Origin of the sequence: Pediococcus parvulus, from assembly GCF_964063155.1 — a bacterium.
Taxonomy (GTDB): domain Bacteria; phylum Bacillota; class Bacilli; order Lactobacillales; family Lactobacillaceae; genus Pediococcus; species Pediococcus parvulus.
Genome location: NZ_OZ061292.1, coordinates 1,095,819 through 1,113,744 on the forward strand (window position 1 = coordinate 1,095,819; position 17,926 = coordinate 1,113,744).

Below are 17,926 nucleotides of genomic sequence, written 5' to 3' on the forward strand. Positions count from 1 at the left end.
CATGGCAAGATTATATCGAGCTGATCGTCTTGGTCAGGAAATAGAGAAAGAAATTAGTGATATTATTCGTAAACGTGTTCGTGATCCACGCGTGCAGGGTATCACCATCACTGGTGTTAATGTGACTGGTGATCTTCAGCAAGCAACTGTTTACTATAGTATTTTGTCAGATAAGGCTTCCGATGGTGAAAGAGTTGCCACCGGTTTGCAAAAAGCTAAAGGCCTGATTCGCAGCGAATTGGGTTCTCGTCTGTCAATTTATAAAACTCCTGAATTAATTTTTGAACGTGATGCCTCAGTTCAATATGGCGATCGTATTGATAAGTTGATCAATAAACTTAATTCAGAAGATTAATCGATTTCGTTTATAAATACGCAAAAGAATGGTCTGGAATTTAATGGCCATTCTTTTTTTGATGCCAAAATTCAAAGGAAACGGCGAAGCTATGCTATAATTTAAAGCAGTAAAAAATGGAGGTCGTTTTATATGGATGGCATAATTCCTTTGTATAAACCGCGGGGCATGACAAGTTTTGATTGTGTCGCCAAAATTCGCGGTATTCTTCATCAAAAAAAAGTTGGCCATAGTGGTACATTAGATCCTAATGTAGACGGGGTTTTGCCAATCTGTGTGGGAAAAGCCACTAAAGTCGTAAACTACCTAATGGCATCAGGTAAGGTTTACGAAGGGGCTGTAACTTTTGGTTTTTCTACAACTACTGAAGATTTAGATGGTGAAGTTATCAAGAAACGAATTCTTAGTCAGGCTTTTTCTGATACTGAAATTGATATGGCTATGCTTCGGTTAACTGGTGAGATTACTCAAATACCACCAATTTATTCTGCAATTAAAGTTAATGGCAAGAAGTTATATGAATATGCACGCCAGGGTATTGAAGTTGAACGACCAAAACGTCAAATAACAGTTCATACGTTTGAACGACAAGCCCGGTCCGTTTTCGATAAGATCAATGGTACCCAAACTGTTAATTTCAAAGTTGTGTGCAGTAAAGGGACTTACGTTCGGACGCTGGCGGTGGATCTGGGTGAGATTTTAGGTGTGCCGGCAGTTATGTCAAAATTAACTAGGCTAAGTAGTGGCGGGTTTAAATTAGATGAAACGGTGACTTTTGCTCAGTTGGAGTCGGCTGTTGAAACTAATACGATCGATACTTTGATTCGGCCCCTTGATCATGCGTTAAAAAATTATCCGCATTTTGAACTGAATGCCGATCTTTGGCGGAGAGTTCAAAACGGTGCTATTTTACAGAGAAGTAATTTTGATCAGCCGAAAAATGCAGCCCCTGTATTGGCATTGACTTTTCACGATCGGGTCCAAGCACTATACCAATATGATGAAAAACGGGTAGCTTATCGGCCGATGACCATGTTATTAACCAACTAACTAAGAGAGTTTTGAGAACGTGATATTTAGAATTATTGGGAGGATTTTATGAGAATTATTTATTTACATCATCCATATGAGACTCAAGAAATTCCTCATGGAGATGTTGTTTTGGCAATGGGATTTTTTGGTGGCGTTCATCTTGGCCATCAGGCAGTTATCAAGTGTGCTCGCAAGGAAGCCGATCAAAGAAAATTACCGCTTGCAGCAATGACTTTTGACCACCACCCGTCTGTTGTTTTTCCGAAACCAGGTCTAAATGGTTTACATTATTTGACCTCAGTTAAACGAAAAGCTGAGTTAATGACTAGTTTGGGTGTTGATTTTTTATATGTGGTCAGTTTCACATCCACTTTTGCGCATTTAACTCCTCAAGAATTTGTGGATCAATATATGGTTAATCTGCATGCAAAAGCAATCGTTGCAGGTTTTGACTATACTTACGGGCCACGTGAAATTGCGGATATGACTCATTTACCAAGTTATGCCAAAGATCGTTTTGATATCGTGACAGTAAACGAATTTTTATTAGACGGTCAAAAAGTTAGTTCAACCAAAATTCGTGATGATTTAAAGAAAAGTGATGTGGATCATGCCAACAAGTTCTTAGGATATGTTTACCAAACTAATGGATTAGTAGTTCATGGTGAAGCTCGGGGACGAACACTTGGATTTCCTACGGCAAATGTATTGTCAGATCCATGGGTACGAATTCCGGGGATTGGAATTTATGCTGTTCGAATCAAAATTGGCACAAAATGGTGGCCAGCGATGGCTTCTGTTGGCCGTAATGTCACGTTTGGAGAAAATCGTCCGATCACGTTAGAAATCAATATTTTTGATTTTGATCAGGAAATATATGGTGAAGTAGTTTCCGTAGAATGGTATCACTATGTGCGTGGTGAAATAAAGTTTGCGAATGCTGACAAATTAATTGAACAATTAAAGGCCGATGAAAAAAACATCCGGCAATATTTTGCGAATTTAAATAATGGAAAATCAAATTAATGTAGATGCATTTTTCAGTTAATACCTTGCCATTGAAATCTGATTTAAATCAGAACGTAAAGTATCAAAAAATGCTGTAGCACCTTGGACGAAATCTCTTAATACAAGCAAAAAGCTAGGCTTTTAAAAAAAGAATAGTACAAATATCAAAAAATGTTTGACTAATGTTGACATTTGAAAGAACATTTGTTATCTTTAATAGTGTCTTAGCACTCCAATGTGCTAAGTGCTAAAAGAGGTGATGGTTTTGCTGACAGATAGGGAGTTATTGATTTTACAAGCAATCGTTCAGATCTATACGAGTGATGGTCAGCCAGTAGGTTCAAAAGCTTTAGTTAGCCAATTACCGATGCATGTGAGTTCGGCAACAATTCGTAATGAGATGGCGACGCTGGAAGAAATTGGGTTGCTTAAGAAAACTCACTCTTCGTCCGGTCGAATTCCTTCGATCCAAGGCTATCGCTATTATGTTGACCATTTGTTGAAACCTGATAAAGTTCAATCGAGTGATTTGCGACAGATACGTTCTTCGTTTAATCATCAGTTTCAAGAAATTGATGATATCGTTGCCGAATCGGCGGATATGCTTTCTAAGTTAACTAGCTACACTGCCTTTACAGTAAAGCCTGAATTGAAAGATGCAAAGCTTGAAGGGTTCAGATTGGTTCCATTAGGAAATCATCGTGTTATGGCTATTTTGGTAACTGACAATGGTGACGTTCAGAATAGAACTTTTAAGGTGCCTTCAAACGTTGATCCTGAAGCTTTAGAAGCAGTTATTCGGATCATTAATGATGAATTAGTTGGTTTAACGTTGTCAGAAGTTTTCAAAAGATTAGCAACGGATATTCCGAATCAAATCGGAAAGTACATTGAAACGCCAGAGGGTTTCTTGGATGTTTTCGAAGATGTTTTGAAAAAATCAGCAACTGAACGATTCTTTGTTGGTGGGCAGCTAAATTTACTGGATTTTTCCAAGCAGCATGATTTGGGTGCAATTCGATCTTTATATCGTTTGATGAACCATTCGACGGATCTTGCCAGCGTTTTGGGTTCGCCAGATCAAAATATTAAGGTTCAAATCGGTAATGAAATTACTAATAATCTGTTAAAAAATTATAGTTTGATTACAGCAACTTACGATGTTGATCAACATGGTAAAGGTGTTATTGCAGTTTTGGGACCAACGAGTATGCCATATTCCAAAATGATTGGGTTGGTTGGTGCGTTCCGAACAGAGCTAGCAAGAAGATTGATAGATTATTACCACGATATTGATGATAGTTGAGAGGTGTGAACGTAGTGGCAGAAGACAAGAAGACTGAAAAGATCGATGAAACGGTCGAAAAACAAACAAAAGAAACAAAAAAAACTAAAGTTAAACCTGATAAAAAAGTAAAGGGCGAAAAAAAGTCCAAGAAACAATCAAAAACGGCTACCCAGATTGAAGAGTTAAAAAAACAAATTACCGAATTGAATGGTAAAGTTGATGCTATAACTGATCAATACATTCGTGCTAAGGCTGAAACGGCCAATATTCAAAAACGAAATGAAAAAGAGCAGGCAAACTTGGTTAAGTATGACGGTCAACACTTAGCCAAAGACATTTTACCAGTGATTGATAATCTTGAGCGTGCTTTGGCGATTGAGGTGTCTGACGAAAATGGAAAGCAACTGAAAAAGGGTATTCAGATGGTTTTTGATCACATGAATAAGGCCTTAAAAGACAATCATGTAACTGAGATTGAAGCAGTTGGTCAACCATTTGATCCACACATTCATCAAGCCGTTCAAACGGTGGCTGTTGAAGAAGGCGGCAAAGCTGATCAAGTAGTGAGTGTCCTGCAAAAGGGATACATGCTAAAAGATCGTGTTTTACGGCCTGCAATGGTTGTTGTGTCACAATAAATTAAAAAGAGGGATAATAAAATGGCAAGCAATAAAATTATTGGTATTGATTTAGGAACAACAAATTCCGCGGTTGCAGTCCTCGAAGGAGACAAACCAAAGATTATTACTAACCCAGAAGGTAGTCGAACAACACCTTCAGTGGTTTCATTTAAAAATGGCGAAACTCAGGTTGGAGAAGTAGCTAAACGACAAGCAATTACTAACCCGGATACAATCGTTTCCATCAAACGTCATATTGGTGAAAAGGGTTATACAGTTAGTGCTGGTGGCAAGTCTTATACACCACAAGAGATTTCAGCAATGATTTTGGAATATCTGAAACATTATGCTGAAGATTATCTTGGTGATACTGTTGAAAAAGCAGTTATCACTGTACCAGCTTATTTTGATGATTCACAACGACAAGCAACTAAAGATGCGGGTAAAATTGCCGGTTTAGACGTTGAACGAATTATCAATGAACCTACGGCATCTGCTTTAGCATATGGACTCGACAAGCAAGATAAAGATGAAAAAGTCTTAGTTTATGATCTTGGTGGTGGTACTTTTGATGTTTCTATCCTTGAATTAGGGGATGGTGTTTTCCAAGTACTTTCTACAAATGGTGATACACATCTTGGTGGTGACGATTTTGATCAAAAGATCATTGATTGGTTAGTTGATGACTTTAAGAAAGAAAACGGTGTTGACCTTTCTCAAGACAAGATGGCTTTACAACGTTTGAAGGATGCTGCTGAAAAGGCTAAGAAGGACCTTTCTGGTGTAACTGAAGCTCAAATCAGTTTACCATTTATCTCAGCTGGAGCTAATGGTCCCTTACATTTGGAAAAAACTTTGACGCGTGCTCAATTTGATCAAATGACTTCTGACTTAATTGCTCGAACAAAGACCCCTGTTGATAATGCCTTACGTGACGCTGATCTTTCTGCAAGTGATCTTGATGAAATCATCCTTAATGGTGGTTCTACTCGTATTCCTGCAGTTCAAGAAGCTGTTAAAAACTGGACTGGAAAGGAACCTAACCATTCAATCAACCCTGATGAAGCGGTTGCCATTGGCGCTGCCGTTCAAGGTGGTGTCCTAACTGGTGACGTTAAAGATGTTGTTTTACTTGATGTCACACCACTTTCTTTAGGTATTGAAACTATGGGTGGTGTATTCACTAAGTTGATCGATCGTAATACAACCATTCCAACTAGCAAATCACAAGTGTTCTCTACTGCTGCCGATAGTCAACCAGCCGTTGATATTCATGTGTTACAAGGTGAACGTCCAATGGCTGCTGATGACAAGACGCTTGGAAGATTCCAATTGACGGATATTCCACCGGCACCACGTGGTGTTCCCCAAATCGAAGTTAAATTCGATATTGATAAAAACGGGATTGTTAATGTTTCGGCAACTGACAAGGGCACTGGTAAAAATCAAAAGATTACTATCAAGAGTTCTTCAGGTCTTTCTGACGAGGAAATTGATCGAATGATGAAAGAAGCTAAAGAAAACGAAGCTGCTGATGAGAAACGTAAAGAAGAAGTTGATCTTAAGAACGAAGTAGAACAATTAATCTTTACAACTGACAAGACTTTGAAAGAGCTTAAAGGCAAAGTATCTGAGGATGAGATCAAGAAGGCAAAAGATGCTGAAGATGCTTTGAAGAAGGCTCAAAAAGATAATAATGTTGAGGATATGAAGACCAAGAAGGACGACTTGAATAAGATTGTTCAAGACCTTTCGGTAAAATTATATCAACAAGCACAACAACAGGAACAAGCTAAGGGTGATCAAAAAGATGGTTCAGCTTCATCTGATAAGAAAGATGATAAAGGAACTGTCGATGGTGACTTTGAAGAAGTAGATCCTGACAAAGACAAAAAATAAGTGATTGAATTGCTTGATTGTTAATAAAAAGTCAAAGTCATATCGACTTTGGCTTTTTATTACATTTGGTCTATGATATTCTAAGTTTATCGATAAAAATGGAGGATCATAATGGCGGAGAATAAAGATTACTATGAAACCTTAGGGGTATCCAAAGATGCATCTGCCGATGAAATTAAAAAGGCATACCGAAAATTATCAAAAAAGTATCATCCTGATTTGAATAAGGCTCCTGGAGCTGAACAGAAATTCAAAGAAGTAAATGAAGCTTATGAAGTTTTAAGCGACGATCAAAAACGAGCTCGTTATGATCAGTATGGTTCAGCTGATGCAAATGCTGGATTTGGTGGTAACGGTGGTTTTAATTCTGCTGATTTTGGCGGATTTGGTGGCAGTGGCGGCGGGTTCGATGACATTTTTAGCCAGTTTTTTGGTGGCGGTGGTCGAGGTCGTAGTGCACAGCCAAATCAACCTCAACAAGGTGAAGATCTACAGTATCAAATGGACCTTACTTTTGAAGAGGGTGTGTTTGGCAAAAAAACTACAATTAAGTATAATCGAGAAGCACTTTGTAAGACATGTGATGGCTCTGGTGCAAAACCTGGAACTTCACCAGTTACTTGTGCAAAATGTCATGGTGCCGGTTATATTCAAGTAACTCAAAATACACCTTTAGGTCGGATGGTTTCACAACAAGTTTGTGACGTTTGTCATGGAACTGGTAAAGAAATCAAAGAAAAATGTCCAACTTGCCAAGGAACTGGTCATGTAAATGAACGTCATGAAGTCAAAGTGACAGTTCCTGCAGGCGTTGAAGATGGTCAACAAATGCGATTACAAGGTCAGGGTGAAGCAGGTACAAACCGTGGTGGCTATGGTGATCTGTTCATTATCTTCCGTGTAGCACCAAGTAAAGTGTTCAAGCGTGAAGGTGCTGAAATCTATCTGGATAAACGAATTAGTTTTGTCCAGGCAGCTTTGGGTGACGAAATCCAAGTTAAAACGGTTCATGGTGATGTTAAGATGAAAGTACCGGCTGGAACTCAAACCGGGACGACCTTCCGTTTGCGCGGAAAAGGTGCCCCTCGTTTAAGAGGTAACGGTAATGGTGATCAGCAGGTTACGGTCATTGTTGAAACACCAAAGAATATGAATGCAGAACAAAGAGAAGCTATGCGAGCATTCGCTAAAGCTGGCGGCGAAAAGGTTTCTGGTTCAGGTAAGAATGGATTTTTTGATAAATTTAAGTAGTATCTTAAACACGAACAAGATGGTGAACTTTGACAAGCAAATTAATTTTCTTAATGACGCTTGTCTGCCATTTAGTTTCGTGTTTTTACTTTTTGGCAAACAGGTTTGAAAATGAAATAATTGAGATTGGCTTCAAACGTTGCTATAATAGGATGAATGAAGTTATATGAAAGTGGGATTTAAAATGCCTGAATACAAAGATTTGAAGGATCACCAGCAACATATTCGAAACTTTTCGATTGTTGCCCACATTGATCATGGGAAATCCACTCTGGCAGACAGAATCCTGGAATTGACGGATACAGTTGCAAAACGTGATATGCAAGATCAATTACTCGATTCAATGGATTTGGAGCGTGAACGAGGAATTACAATTAAATTAAATGCGGTCGAATTGCATTACAAAGCCAAAGATGGGGAAACATACATTTTTCATTTAATTGATACTCCTGGTCATGTTGATTTTTCCTACGAAGTTTCACGAAGTTTGGCAGCTTGTGAAGGTGCCATTTTAGTTGTTGACGCTGCTCAAGGTGTGGAAGCACAAACTTTAGCCAACGTCTATTTAGCCTTGGATGATGATTTGGAAATTGTTCCGGTTATCAATAAAATTGATTTGCCATCGGCTGATCCAGAACGGGTTCGAACTGAAATTGAAGATGTCATTGGATTAGATGCGTCTGATGCTGTTCTTGCGAGTGCCAAGAAAGGTATCGGTATTTCAGAATTATTGGAACAAATTGTGGACAAAGTACCGGCCCCTGAAGGTGAATTAGATGGTCCTCTGAAGGCCTTAATTTTTGATTCGAAGTACGATGACTACCGTGGGGTTGTGTTGAGTATTCGTTTGTTTGAAGGTATGGTGAAACCTGGTGACCATATTCGCTTAATGAATAGTGGTAGCGAGTACGAAGTGACGGAAGTAGGGGTGAACTCACCCAAACCGATCAAACGCAATTATTTGATGGCCGGTGATGTTGGTTATTTAACGGCTAGTATCAAAGATATTAAAGATACCCGTGTTGGTGACACAGTGACAGGAGTGAAACAACCGGCTAAGGAAGCTTTACATGGTTACCGGGAAATGAACCCGATGGTCTATGCCGGCTTGTATCCAACCGATAATGCGAAGTTTAACGAATTACGGGAAGCTCTTGAAAAATTACAATTAAATGATGCAGCGTTGGAGTTTGAGCCTGAATCGTCACAAGCCTTAGGATTTGGTTTCCGTTGTGGTTTTTTAGGTCTCCTGCACATGGACGTTGTTCAGGAGCGTTTAGAACGTGAATTTAACTTAGATCTTATTACGACGGCGCCATCTGTTACCTATCATGTAGAATTAACAGATGGTAGTGAACTGGTCGTTGAAAATCCTTCTGAGATGCCTGATGCGTCAAGTATTAAAGATGTGAAGGAACCGTTTGTCAAAGCGTCAATAATGGTGCCTAACGACTATGTAGGTCCAGTAATGGAATTATGCCAACATCGTCGAGGGGTGTTCGACACCATGGATTATTTGGACACCTACCGGGTAAACGTGGTGTACTACCTGCCACTATCTGAAATTATTTTTGACTTTTTTGATAAGTTAAAGTCAGGGACACATGGCTATGCTTCGTTGGATTACGAATTGGAAGATTATCGGCCAAGTGATTTGGTAAAAATCGATATTCTCTTGAACAGTAAAAAGGTTGATGCGTTGAGTTTTATTGCTCATCGTGATTTTGCCCAACAGCGCGCAATTGAAATTACTGGTCGGTTGAAGAAAATTATTCCACGTCAAAACTTTGAGATTCCAATTCAGGCTGCCATTGGTGTAAAAATTATTTCACGAACGAATATAAAGGCATATCGAAAAGATGTCACATCTAAAATTCATACAGGTGATCCTGATCGGCGTGCTAAACTTTTGGACAAACAGAAACGCGGGAAAAAACGCATGAAAGCTGTAGGGACTGTGGAAATTCCGCAAGAAGCTTTCATGGCCGTTTTGAAGACAGATACCGAACAAAATGATAATAATTAAAAGATAAATAGTGAGTGGTCATTAAGTATAATTCATTAAATTCACTTACAACGGGTATTAAATAAGTTCATCAAATTGGTTTACTTTTTTTGAAGAATAGCTTAATATAATGATTAACTAGAATTGAGTCAAGGGGCTTTAAGCAAATTTTTTGGAGGTGTTATTTATTTTAAAGCGAACGAAACAGTTCATGAACTCCAATAAATATAAGTATGAAAAACATTATATCAGACCATTAATGACTCCTGAAAGTGTTTATGTTTTTAAGTTTGGAAAAGAAGATTTGAATAATCGCTTGATTATCAAGTATTCCCATACCTGGACAGGACGAATTAAGATTAACGAAATTGATTTGCGCCTGCATAAACAGCAGCATCCTCGAATCTTTAAACGTGAATCTGATCTAATTAAGTATTTGAAGCAGCACGTGAACCAAAAGACAAAAGGTCGATTGAAGACTAATAAAATCGAACCTGACGAGAAAAAAGAATCAAAGTAAGCAAAACAAACGAGTGATGGCAGACGTTGCCAGTCATTCGTTTTTTTGTGGAGCAGGATTATTGTCCAATTTAGTTGACGTTCGATAAATTAAAGAGTATCTTAGCTGTAATGAAACCTTTAAAGATGTCCTGTGAGACTTCGAAGGTAGTCTAGAATAAATTAAGTCTAACTATTATTCTGAACCCCTTTGAGTCGAACAACTCAAAGGGGTTTTAATATATTAGGAGGATTTTAAATGGCGAAAACAAATGAGTTTCACAATGATGATGTCGTTTTGGATATTCATGATCGACCAACATTAGGACACTGGATTGGTTTATCAATTCAACATATGTTTGCAATGTTTGGCTCAACTGTTCTAGTTCCTATTTTGGTGGGCTTGAATCCTGGGATTGCGCTTTTTAGTTCTGGTGTCGGCACCCTAATATACATACTTATTACAAAGGGTAAGATTCCAGCTTATATGGGTTCAAGTTTTTCATTTATTGTCCCAATGGTTGCTTTAATGAAAACAACGGGATATCCCGGTATTGCACAAGGAACGGTGGCTGTCGGGTTAGTATACTTGATTGTTGCCTTAATCGTAAGTTTTGTAGGTTCTGAATGGATCAACAAAATTTTGCCACCCATTGTTGTCGGCCCGATCGTAATGGTGATTGGCTTATCATTAGCCGGAACGGCTGCGACTGACGCTACCATGCGCACACTTACTTCTGGTTCAACCACTTACGATTGGCGATATTTCGCGGTTGCGATGATTACACTATTAGTTACGATTGGATTTAACATGTACCTGAAAGGATTTATTAGTTTAATTCCAATTCTTTTGGGAATTGTTGTAGGCTACGTGGTTGCTGTTTTGTTCGGGATTGTAGACTTCAGCGGTGTTATGGCAGCTTCTTGGTTTTCATTACCAAAATTTCAAGTCCCATTCTTAACTTATCGTTTTCATTTTTATTGGGGCGCGGTTTTGAGTTTGGCGCCGATTGCGTTTGTGACAATGACTGAACATACTGGACATATTATGGTCCTCAACAAACTGACTAAACGGAACTTCTTTGAAGATCCTGGATTAAACCATACTTTGGCTGGTGACGGGACCGCATCTCTTATTGCTGGATTTGTTGGTGGCCCACCTGTTACAAGTTATGGTGAAAATATTGGTGTTTTGGCAATCACCAAAGTCCACAGTGTTTATGTTTTGGCTGGTGCCGGAATGTTTGCAATTATATTTAGTTTTATTGGTAAACTGAGTGCCCTAATTCAAAGCATTCCTTCACCTGTAATTGGCGGAATAAGTTTTCTTTTGTTCGGAACAATTGCTTCCAATGGACTACGGGTATTAATTGATGAGAAAGTAGATTTCAATATTAAACGTAACCTCATGATTGCTTCAGCTATCTTGGTTATTGGGATTGGAAATGCTTATCTGCAGTTGGGACAGTATCAGTTTTCAGGTTTAGCCGTTGCAACAGTTTTAGGAATTGTACTAAATTTGGTCTTACCACAAAAGGCTGCTAGTGAAAAAGAATTTGATGATCGAAAAGCTAAATAATGATGCTTTAATTCAAATTTAAAACTAAAGAGTTTGGTCCTTTACTAGGATTAAATTCTTTTTTGCTTTCTATGAAGTTAAAGCTGTAAAATACAAGTAGCATAAATTAATCGTATAGATTGGTGAGTTTTAGATGACAACAAGTTTTGAACAGGTTCAACATTTTCTCCTTAGCGGAAACACAGCAGATATTGCTAAGAAATTATTAGGCAAAAAAATTTGTTTTGAAACCGAGCTTGGGATGTTGAGTGCCTACATTGTTGAAGATGAGGCATATATCGGTCCTAAAGATCAAGCAGCGCACGCTTTTCAAGGACACCGGACACCTAAAAATGAACCACTTTATCATGAAGCTGGTACCATTTATATTTACCAAATGAGAACGCAATTGCTCTTGAATTTGATTACTAAAAAAGTTGACGATCCTCAGGGTGTTTTAATTCGTGCCGTACAACCTGCGGAGGGATTATCTCAATTTCGTAAGAATCGAAAAGTGCAACAGCCATTTGAACTCACCAGTGGACCTGGAAAATTAATGCAAGCCTTTGGCATCCCTAAGTCTTTAAAGGGGACTCGTTTGAATGAGGGTTCCTTAAGCTTAGATCTTGAAGACTTTAAAACGGCGACGCATATTATTAAGAGTGGCCGGATTGGGGTTCCAAATAAAGGTGTTTGGACGTCTGAACCGTTACGATACTTCGTAGCGGGGAATCCTTATGTATCAAAAATGAGGAAACGTGATATTGAGTTTAAAACGTACGGTTGGCAATAACATTTAAGGAGATTGATAACTTTGAAATGGACAGAAATAATTGTACAAACCTCAAATGAGGCAGTAGAAGCAGTTACTAATATTTTGGAAACGGCTGGATCCAAGGGGGTTAAGATCGAAGACGCTGAAGATTATAAAAAATTACGCGCTGGTCGATTTGGGGAAATCTTAAATTTGGCGGATATTCCTCATATCAAAAGTGGTGCGTCAGTGACCGGGTATTATCCTGAATCAATAAAAGTTGACGACTTGTTACCACAAATTAAACATCAAGTTGACCAACTTATAAGCTTTGGTTTAGACCCAGTGCCTGCAAACGTCTTGCAAAAGCCATTAGAAGAAACGGAATGGCAAACTGCTTGGAAAAAGTATTATCATCCAGTTCGAATTACCCGTTATTTAACGGTAGTTCCCGATTGGGAAACTTACAAAAAAACGGCCGATGAGGAAAAGATTTTAAAGTTAGATCCTGGTATGGCCTTCGGGACGGGAACCCATCCCACAACACAATTGTGTTTGCAGGCATTGGAAATGTATTTACGTGGTGGCGAAGAACTCATTGATGTTGGTACTGGTTCAGGTGTTTTAAGTATTGCGGCCAGCAAAATGGGGGCAGGAAAAATTAGGGCCTTTGATTTGGATCAGGTGGCGGTTGATTCGGCTGTGGAGAATCTAAAGCTAAATCCAGATGTAAAAAATATTGAAATCAAACCAAATGATTTACTTGAGGGAATTCAAGTACAAGCAGATGTTGTTGTGGCAAATATTTTGGCTGAAATCATTGAGCCTTTAGTACCACAAGCAAAAAAATGTTTGAAGCCGGGTGGTTTATTTATTACTTCTGGAATTATCAAAGATAAATTAAATTTAATCCTTGATGATTTGCAAAAAGATAATTTCGAAATTATTGAAGTTTTACAAATGAAAGATTGGCGGGCAATCGTAGCAAAAAAGCCGGCGGAAGATCAGTGATGTTAAATTAGTGAAACCTAATCAAAATTTTGATCAATATAGATAAGATGGGATAGGAGTAAAGGCATGCAACGTTATTTTACTGATCAGATGATTCAAACAAAAGTTTCTTTTTCAATAGCCGGTGATAATTTTCACCATTTGGTACGAGTGATGCGTGCTAAAGTGAATGATCAGGCTGAATTTGTTTCAAAAAAGCATGAAGTTTTTATTGGGAAAATTGAAAGAATTGATCCCCAAGAGGCTCATATAATGCCTATCTATCAACTTGAAAAATCGGCGGAACTGCCAGTAGAAGTGACGATTGCATGTGGCATTTCTAAGGGTGATAAAAGTGAATATATTGTGCAAAAGGGCACGGAAATGGGCGCAAGAACTTTTATTTTTTTGCCAACCGAATTTTCTGTAGCTAGATGGCCAGAAAAAAAGGTCACGCGAAAAGTTGAGCGTCTCCAAAAAGTTGCAAAGTCGGCTGCAGAGCAATCACATCGCAATTATATTCCAACTGTGACCTATTATAATGATTTGCAAACTTTATCTAAATGGCCGGGAAAGTTTAAAATTGTGGCTTATGAAGAATCTGCCAAGCATGGCGAGCACACACAATTACACGCCCAAATTGGAAAAATGCAACCGAATGACACTGCATTAGTGTTGTTCGGTCCAGAAGGTGGATTAGCTAATAGTGAGGTCGAATCCTTAAGAGACGTGGGGTTTGTAAGTGTTGGCCTCGGACCCCGAATTTTACGTGCAGAAACGGCACCATTATATTTACTTTCTGCTATTTCCGTTTTAAAGGAAATGAGGTAGAATTAGGAAATATACTTTGAAAGTCAGCAGTGGAGGGATGAATTTGAATAAAACTTTAAAATTTTTTGTCCAAATAAAATGGCGATATTGGGTTGCCGGGGTGGTTTTAGGCGTCTTATTACCGTTTGTTTTACATATTACAAGTGCTTCCCATGTTTTTATTGATCTGTGGTTTTTAATGATCATTAATACACTAGCTGCCATAATTTTGGGATCTTTAATTAAGGCTAATCGTGTGCACTGGGCGTTATTGTGGTTATTTCCAATTTTCTTTTTACTAGGTGTGTATTTGTTTTTACCAAGATACGCTTACTATTTTGTAATTGTTTATTTGAGCACAAGTTATATTGCATATGGGTTAACGAGTTAATCTCTAAAGTTTTAAAAATTATAAAGGGGGCTTACTTATGTCACAAGAGCCGGTTCTTTCTGCTCAAGATGTTTTAAATATGTGTCGAAAATATATGAATGCCGATCACGTGGCGATTGTTCAGAAAGCTTGTGATTTTGCCACCTATGTTCATCAGGATCAATATCGTCAATCTGGTGAAGCTTATATTATGCATCCTATTCAAGTTGCGGGGATCTTAGCTGAACTAAAAATGGATCCGGCAACAATTTGTGCGGGTTTTTTGCATGACACGGTCGAGGATACACTTATTACTTTGGGAGACATCAAGGAGTTATTTGGCTCTGATGTCGCCGTTATTGTGGATGGCGTTTCCAAGATTAGTAAAATTCGCTATAAATCTAACCAAGAACAACTTGCTGAAAATCATCGTAAGTTACTACTTGCGATGTCAAAAGATATTCGGGTCATTATTGTAAAATTAGCTGATCGATTGCATAATATGCGAACTTTGGAGCACCTGCGCCCGGACAAACAACGCCGAATTGCAAATGAAACGTTGGAAATTTATGCACCGCTTGCCGATCGATTAGGAATTAGTACCATTAAATGGGAATTAGAGGATATTTCGTTACGGTATTTAAATCCACAACAATATTATCGAATTGCGCATTTGATGAATTCTCGCCGCGATCAACGCGAAGAGTATATTGCTTTAGCAATTAAGGACATTAAAGACGCGTTAGATGCTTTAAATTTACATGAAATTGATATTTATGGTCGTCCTAAGCATATCTATTCTATTTACCGAAAAATGGTTGACCAACACAAACAATTTAGTCAGATTTATGATCTGCTGGCTATTCGAGTTATCACTCCTTCTATTAAGGATTGCTACGCAGTTTTAGGAGCCATTCACACTCGCTGGAAACCGATGCCTGGCCGTTTTAAAGATTATATCGCGATGCCCAAGGCTAATATGTATCAGTCATTACACACAACGGTTGTTGGTCCAGAAGGCAAACCTCTAGAGGCTCAAATTCGAACTGAGGAAATGCACCGAGTTGCTGAATATGGTGTTGCAGCTCATTGGGCGTATAAAGAAGGTAAAACAGATAAAGTTCAAACCAGTGATACTGGCAAAAAGCTGAATTGGTTTAAAGAAATTGTTGAGCTACAGGATGAAAGTAAAGATGCCGCTGATTTTATGGATTCTGTAAAGGGCGATCTTTTTGGCGATCGCGTTTATGCATTTACACCCAAGGGAGACGTCTTTGAACTTGCCAAAGGATCCGGTCCATTGGATATGGCTTACACGATTCATACAGAAGTTGGAAACCATACGACGGGTGCCAAGGTCAATGGAAAGATTGTGCCATTGGATTATAAAATTAAAAATGGCGACATTGTCGATATTTTAACTTCTTCTAGTTCTGCGGGACCAAGTCGCGATTGGATTAATTTAGTCTCTACTCGTAGAGCACGTAATAAAATTAAGCAATTTTTTAGACAGCAAGACCGTTCTGAAAATATCGAAAAAGGCCGCGAAGCTATTGAACACCAACTTAGGCAAACAGGTTTTGATCCATTAATTGTCCTAGAGTCGGAGAAGCTCGAAAAAGTTACTAATAAACTACACTATAGTTCTGTCGATGATCTATATGCTGCAGTTGGTTTTGGAGATCTCGCTCCGGTTGGGGTAGCTAATCGATTAACTGATGATGTCCGCGCTAAACAAGAGGAAGATCGAAAACGGCAAGAAGAACATGAACTCCTTGAAGAGCACCAGACAATTTCAAATGATCATGATTCAGAAAAGGAACGCAAAAAGAAGAGTTCCTCGAGCGGTATTATTATTGAAGGGGCCGATAACCTTTTGGTTCGGTTAAGTCATTGCTGTAATCCAGTTCCAGGGGATCCGATTGTGGGTTATATTACCAAAGGGCGTGGTGTTTCGGTTCATCGTGAAGATTGTCCAAATGTGACACATGCTGAGTCCCAGGACGAACGGTTGATTGGTGTTGAATGGGAAGATACGGCTGATGCACATAACAATTATGCGGCCGATCTTGAAGTTGAAGGCTATAATCGTAATGGCATGTTGAACGATATATTAAAAAAAGTCAATAACACAACACGCTACTTAAATTCTGTAAATGGAAAAGTTGATCATAATCGCATGGTGACAATCAGTTTGACAGTTGGTGTGCGCAATTTGAATCATCTTAATCATATTATGGATAGTTTAAAAACTGTGAAGGATGTATACGTGGTCAAGCGACCTACACATTAAGCTTACAAACTGACCTTGAAATTTAACTTTAATCTTATGTTTAAGGATTTTAGTTTAGACTTCAGGGTTTTTGTTTTAATTTTTATAAAAGGAGTAATTGATAATGAGAGTAGTTTTACAGCGAGTTAAACATGCACAAGTTTCCATAAAACAAGAATCAGTCGGTAAAATTAACACTGGTTATTTATTATTGGTTGGTTTTGAAGATAAGGATGGCACTGAACAAATTGATTATTTAGTTCATAAAATTGTTAACCTTCGTGTGTTCGAAGATGAAAAGCACAAAATGAATTTAAATTTAGCAAAAGTGAATGGTAGCATTTTGTCTGTTTCTCAATTCACACTTTATGCAGATACGAAGCATGGTAACCGTCCTGGTTTTACGGATGCCGGGGATCCGAAACATGCAAAGAAATGTTATGACCAATTTAATCAGAAACTAAGAGAAGCTGGTGTCATAGTTGAAACTGGCGAATTTGGGGCTGACATGCAAGTTGATTTGCAAAATGACGGGCCAGTAACCATTATTTATGACACGGATCAACTTTAAGTTAGGAGTTTTCACATGGATTTATTTTGGGATTTTGATGGGACTTTGTTTGATACTTATCCAATTATGGTCGAAAGTTTCGAAGCGGCTTTAACCGCAAATCAGGTACTTCACACGACGGCAGTTGATTTATATCAGGCCATGCGGCGAGGGTCATTAGGGAAAACGCTAGCAAAATATGCGCATAAAAATGGTTTGGATCTCGCAAATCTTAAACAAGATTATGCGAAATATGAATCGGAAATTTTGGGCAGGGCAATACCATTTTCAAATGCCTATGAAGTCTGCCAGAAAAACGTCCTTTGGAACGGCCGTAACTTTTTGCTTACCCATCGAGATGATCAAGCTAAGAAATTATTAGCAATGCATGGTTTCGGAGAATTGTTTACAGGGTATGTGACAGGAGCCAATCAGTTTCCTAGGAAACCGAATCCAGCTTCTTTAAATTATTTAATTAAACAGTTTAAAGTCAACAAAAAAACTGCCATCATGATTGGAGATCGTAATCTCGACATTTTGGCAGCTCATAACGCGGGTATTAAAGGAATTCTATTTGACCCGGATCATACTATTCAAGTGACAAGTTCACCTGAAAAACAAATTAAAGACCTAGCCGAATTATTGGTTATTTTTAACTAAAAAGTC

The 17,926-nt window shown here is 38.4% G+C and carries 17 protein-coding genes; all 17 read left to right on the plus strand.

Annotated features, from left to right (window positions below; translation table 11 throughout):
• The first annotated feature begins 1 nt into the window (after position 1).
• The gene (rbfA, locus tag AB3217_RS05340; protein WP_057782683.1) at positions 2-355 is read left to right on the plus strand and encodes a 30S ribosome-binding factor RbfA; all 354 of its coding nucleotides are present in this window, start codon (positions 2-4) and stop codon (positions 353-355) included.
• Between the two features lie 132 nt (positions 356-487).
• Positions 488-1,405: a tRNA pseudouridine(55) synthase TruB gene (gene truB, locus AB3217_RS05345; protein WP_068804945.1), complete on the plus strand. Its 918-nt coding sequence runs from the start codon at positions 488-490 to the stop codon at positions 1,403-1,405.
• A 48-nt stretch (positions 1,406-1,453) separates the two neighbouring features.
• Entirely contained in the window at positions 1,454-2,413 is a 960-nt protein-coding gene (gene ribF / locus AB3217_RS05350) for a riboflavin biosynthesis protein RibF (RefSeq protein ID WP_367365775.1), read from the plus strand.
• Between the two features lie 247 nt (positions 2,414-2,660).
• Positions 2,661-3,701 carry a heat-inducible transcriptional repressor HrcA gene (gene hrcA, locus AB3217_RS05355; protein ID WP_307723900.1) on the plus strand — a complete coding sequence of 347 codons (1,041 nt, stop codon included), beginning with the start codon at positions 2,661-2,663 and terminating at the stop codon, positions 3,699-3,701.
• Positions 3,702-3,715: 14 nt separating this feature from the next.
• Positions 3,716-4,321, plus strand: a complete 606-nt coding sequence (gene grpE, locus AB3217_RS05360; RefSeq protein ID WP_057782690.1) for a nucleotide exchange factor GrpE — start codon at positions 3,716-3,718, stop codon at positions 4,319-4,321.
• 21 nt (positions 4,322-4,342) lie between these two features.
• Positions 4,343-6,202, plus strand: coding sequence for a molecular chaperone DnaK (gene dnaK / locus AB3217_RS05365; protein WP_068804940.1), 1,860 nt, complete (start codon positions 4,343-4,345; stop codon positions 6,200-6,202).
• A 111-nt stretch (positions 6,203-6,313) separates the two neighbouring features.
• Entirely contained in the window at positions 6,314-7,453 is a 1,140-nt protein-coding gene (gene dnaJ / locus AB3217_RS05370; RefSeq protein ID WP_057782694.1) for a molecular chaperone DnaJ, read from the plus strand.
• A gap of 184 nt (positions 7,454-7,637) precedes the next feature.
• Positions 7,638-9,479 carry a translation elongation factor 4 gene (lepA, locus tag AB3217_RS05375; protein WP_367365776.1) on the plus strand — a complete coding sequence of 614 codons (1,842 nt, stop codon included), beginning with the start codon at positions 7,638-7,640 and terminating at the stop codon, positions 9,477-9,479.
• 166 nt (positions 9,480-9,645) lie between these two features.
• Positions 9,646-9,978, plus strand: coding sequence for a hypothetical protein (locus tag AB3217_RS05380; protein ID WP_367366125.1), 333 nt, complete (start codon positions 9,646-9,648; stop codon positions 9,976-9,978).
• Positions 9,979-10,215: 237 nt separating this feature from the next.
• On the plus strand, positions 10,216-11,535 hold the full coding sequence (locus tag AB3217_RS05385) for a uracil-xanthine permease family protein (RefSeq protein WP_068804931.1): 1,320 nt from the start codon (positions 10,216-10,218) through the stop codon (positions 11,533-11,535).
• Positions 11,536-11,668: 133 nt separating this feature from the next.
• Entirely contained in the window at positions 11,669-12,307 is a 639-nt protein-coding gene (locus AB3217_RS05390; RefSeq protein ID WP_367365777.1) for a DNA-3-methyladenine glycosylase, read from the plus strand.
• A gap of 21 nt (positions 12,308-12,328) precedes the next feature.
• Positions 12,329-13,279 (plus strand): 50S ribosomal protein L11 methyltransferase, encoded by a 951-nt coding sequence (gene prmA / locus AB3217_RS05395; RefSeq protein ID WP_260289525.1) that lies wholly within the window; start codon positions 12,329-12,331, stop codon positions 13,277-13,279.
• A gap of 66 nt (positions 13,280-13,345) precedes the next feature.
• Positions 13,346-14,089 carry a 16S rRNA (uracil(1498)-N(3))-methyltransferase gene (locus AB3217_RS05400; protein WP_367365778.1) on the plus strand — a complete coding sequence of 248 codons (744 nt, stop codon included), beginning with the start codon at positions 13,346-13,348 and terminating at the stop codon, positions 14,087-14,089.
• 43 nt (positions 14,090-14,132) lie between these two features.
• Positions 14,133-14,459 (plus strand): hypothetical protein, encoded by a 327-nt coding sequence (locus tag AB3217_RS05405; protein WP_084254217.1) that lies wholly within the window; start codon positions 14,133-14,135, stop codon positions 14,457-14,459.
• Between the two features lie 37 nt (positions 14,460-14,496).
• Positions 14,497-16,731 (plus strand): bifunctional (p)ppGpp synthetase/guanosine-3',5'-bis(diphosphate) 3'-pyrophosphohydrolase, encoded by a 2,235-nt coding sequence (locus AB3217_RS05410; RefSeq protein WP_367365779.1) that lies wholly within the window; start codon positions 14,497-14,499, stop codon positions 16,729-16,731.
• Positions 16,732-16,834: 103 nt separating this feature from the next.
• On the plus strand, positions 16,835-17,281 hold the full coding sequence (gene dtd, locus AB3217_RS05415; RefSeq protein ID WP_057782708.1) for a D-aminoacyl-tRNA deacylase: 447 nt from the start codon (positions 16,835-16,837) through the stop codon (positions 17,279-17,281).
• 15 nt (positions 17,282-17,296) lie between these two features.
• Positions 17,297-17,920 carry an HAD-IA family hydrolase gene (locus AB3217_RS05420; RefSeq protein WP_068804919.1) on the plus strand — a complete coding sequence of 208 codons (624 nt, stop codon included), beginning with the start codon at positions 17,297-17,299 and terminating at the stop codon, positions 17,918-17,920.
• Positions 17,921-17,926: the final 6 nt, after the last annotated feature.

Coding starts and splice junctions, on each gene's coding strand:
- rbfA (WP_057782683.1), top strand. CDS start 2: ATGGCAAGATTATATCGAGCTGATCGTCTTGGTCAGGAAATAGAGAAA.
- truB (WP_068804945.1), top strand. CDS start 488: ATGGATGGCATAATTCCTTTGTATAAACCGCGGGGCATGACAAGTTTT.
- ribF (WP_367365775.1), top strand. CDS start 1,454: ATGAGAATTATTTATTTACATCATCCATATGAGACTCAAGAAATTCCT.
- dnaK (WP_068804940.1), top strand. CDS start 4,343: ATGGCAAGCAATAAAATTATTGGTATTGATTTAGGAACAACAAATTCC.
- dnaJ (WP_057782694.1), top strand. CDS start 6,314: ATGGCGGAGAATAAAGATTACTATGAAACCTTAGGGGTATCCAAAGAT.
- lepA (WP_367365776.1), top strand. CDS start 7,638: ATGCCTGAATACAAAGATTTGAAGGATCACCAGCAACATATTCGAAAC.
- AB3217_RS05385 (WP_068804931.1), top strand. CDS start 10,216: ATGGCGAAAACAAATGAGTTTCACAATGATGATGTCGTTTTGGATATT.
- AB3217_RS05390 (WP_367365777.1), top strand. CDS start 11,669: ATGACAACAAGTTTTGAACAGGTTCAACATTTTCTCCTTAGCGGAAAC.
- AB3217_RS05400 (WP_367365778.1), top strand. CDS start 13,346: ATGCAACGTTATTTTACTGATCAGATGATTCAAACAAAAGTTTCTTTT.
- AB3217_RS05410 (WP_367365779.1), top strand. CDS start 14,497: ATGTCACAAGAGCCGGTTCTTTCTGCTCAAGATGTTTTAAATATGTGT.
- dtd (WP_057782708.1), top strand. CDS start 16,835: ATGAGAGTAGTTTTACAGCGAGTTAAACATGCACAAGTTTCCATAAAA.
- AB3217_RS05420 (WP_068804919.1), top strand. CDS start 17,297: ATGGATTTATTTTGGGATTTTGATGGGACTTTGTTTGATACTTATCCA.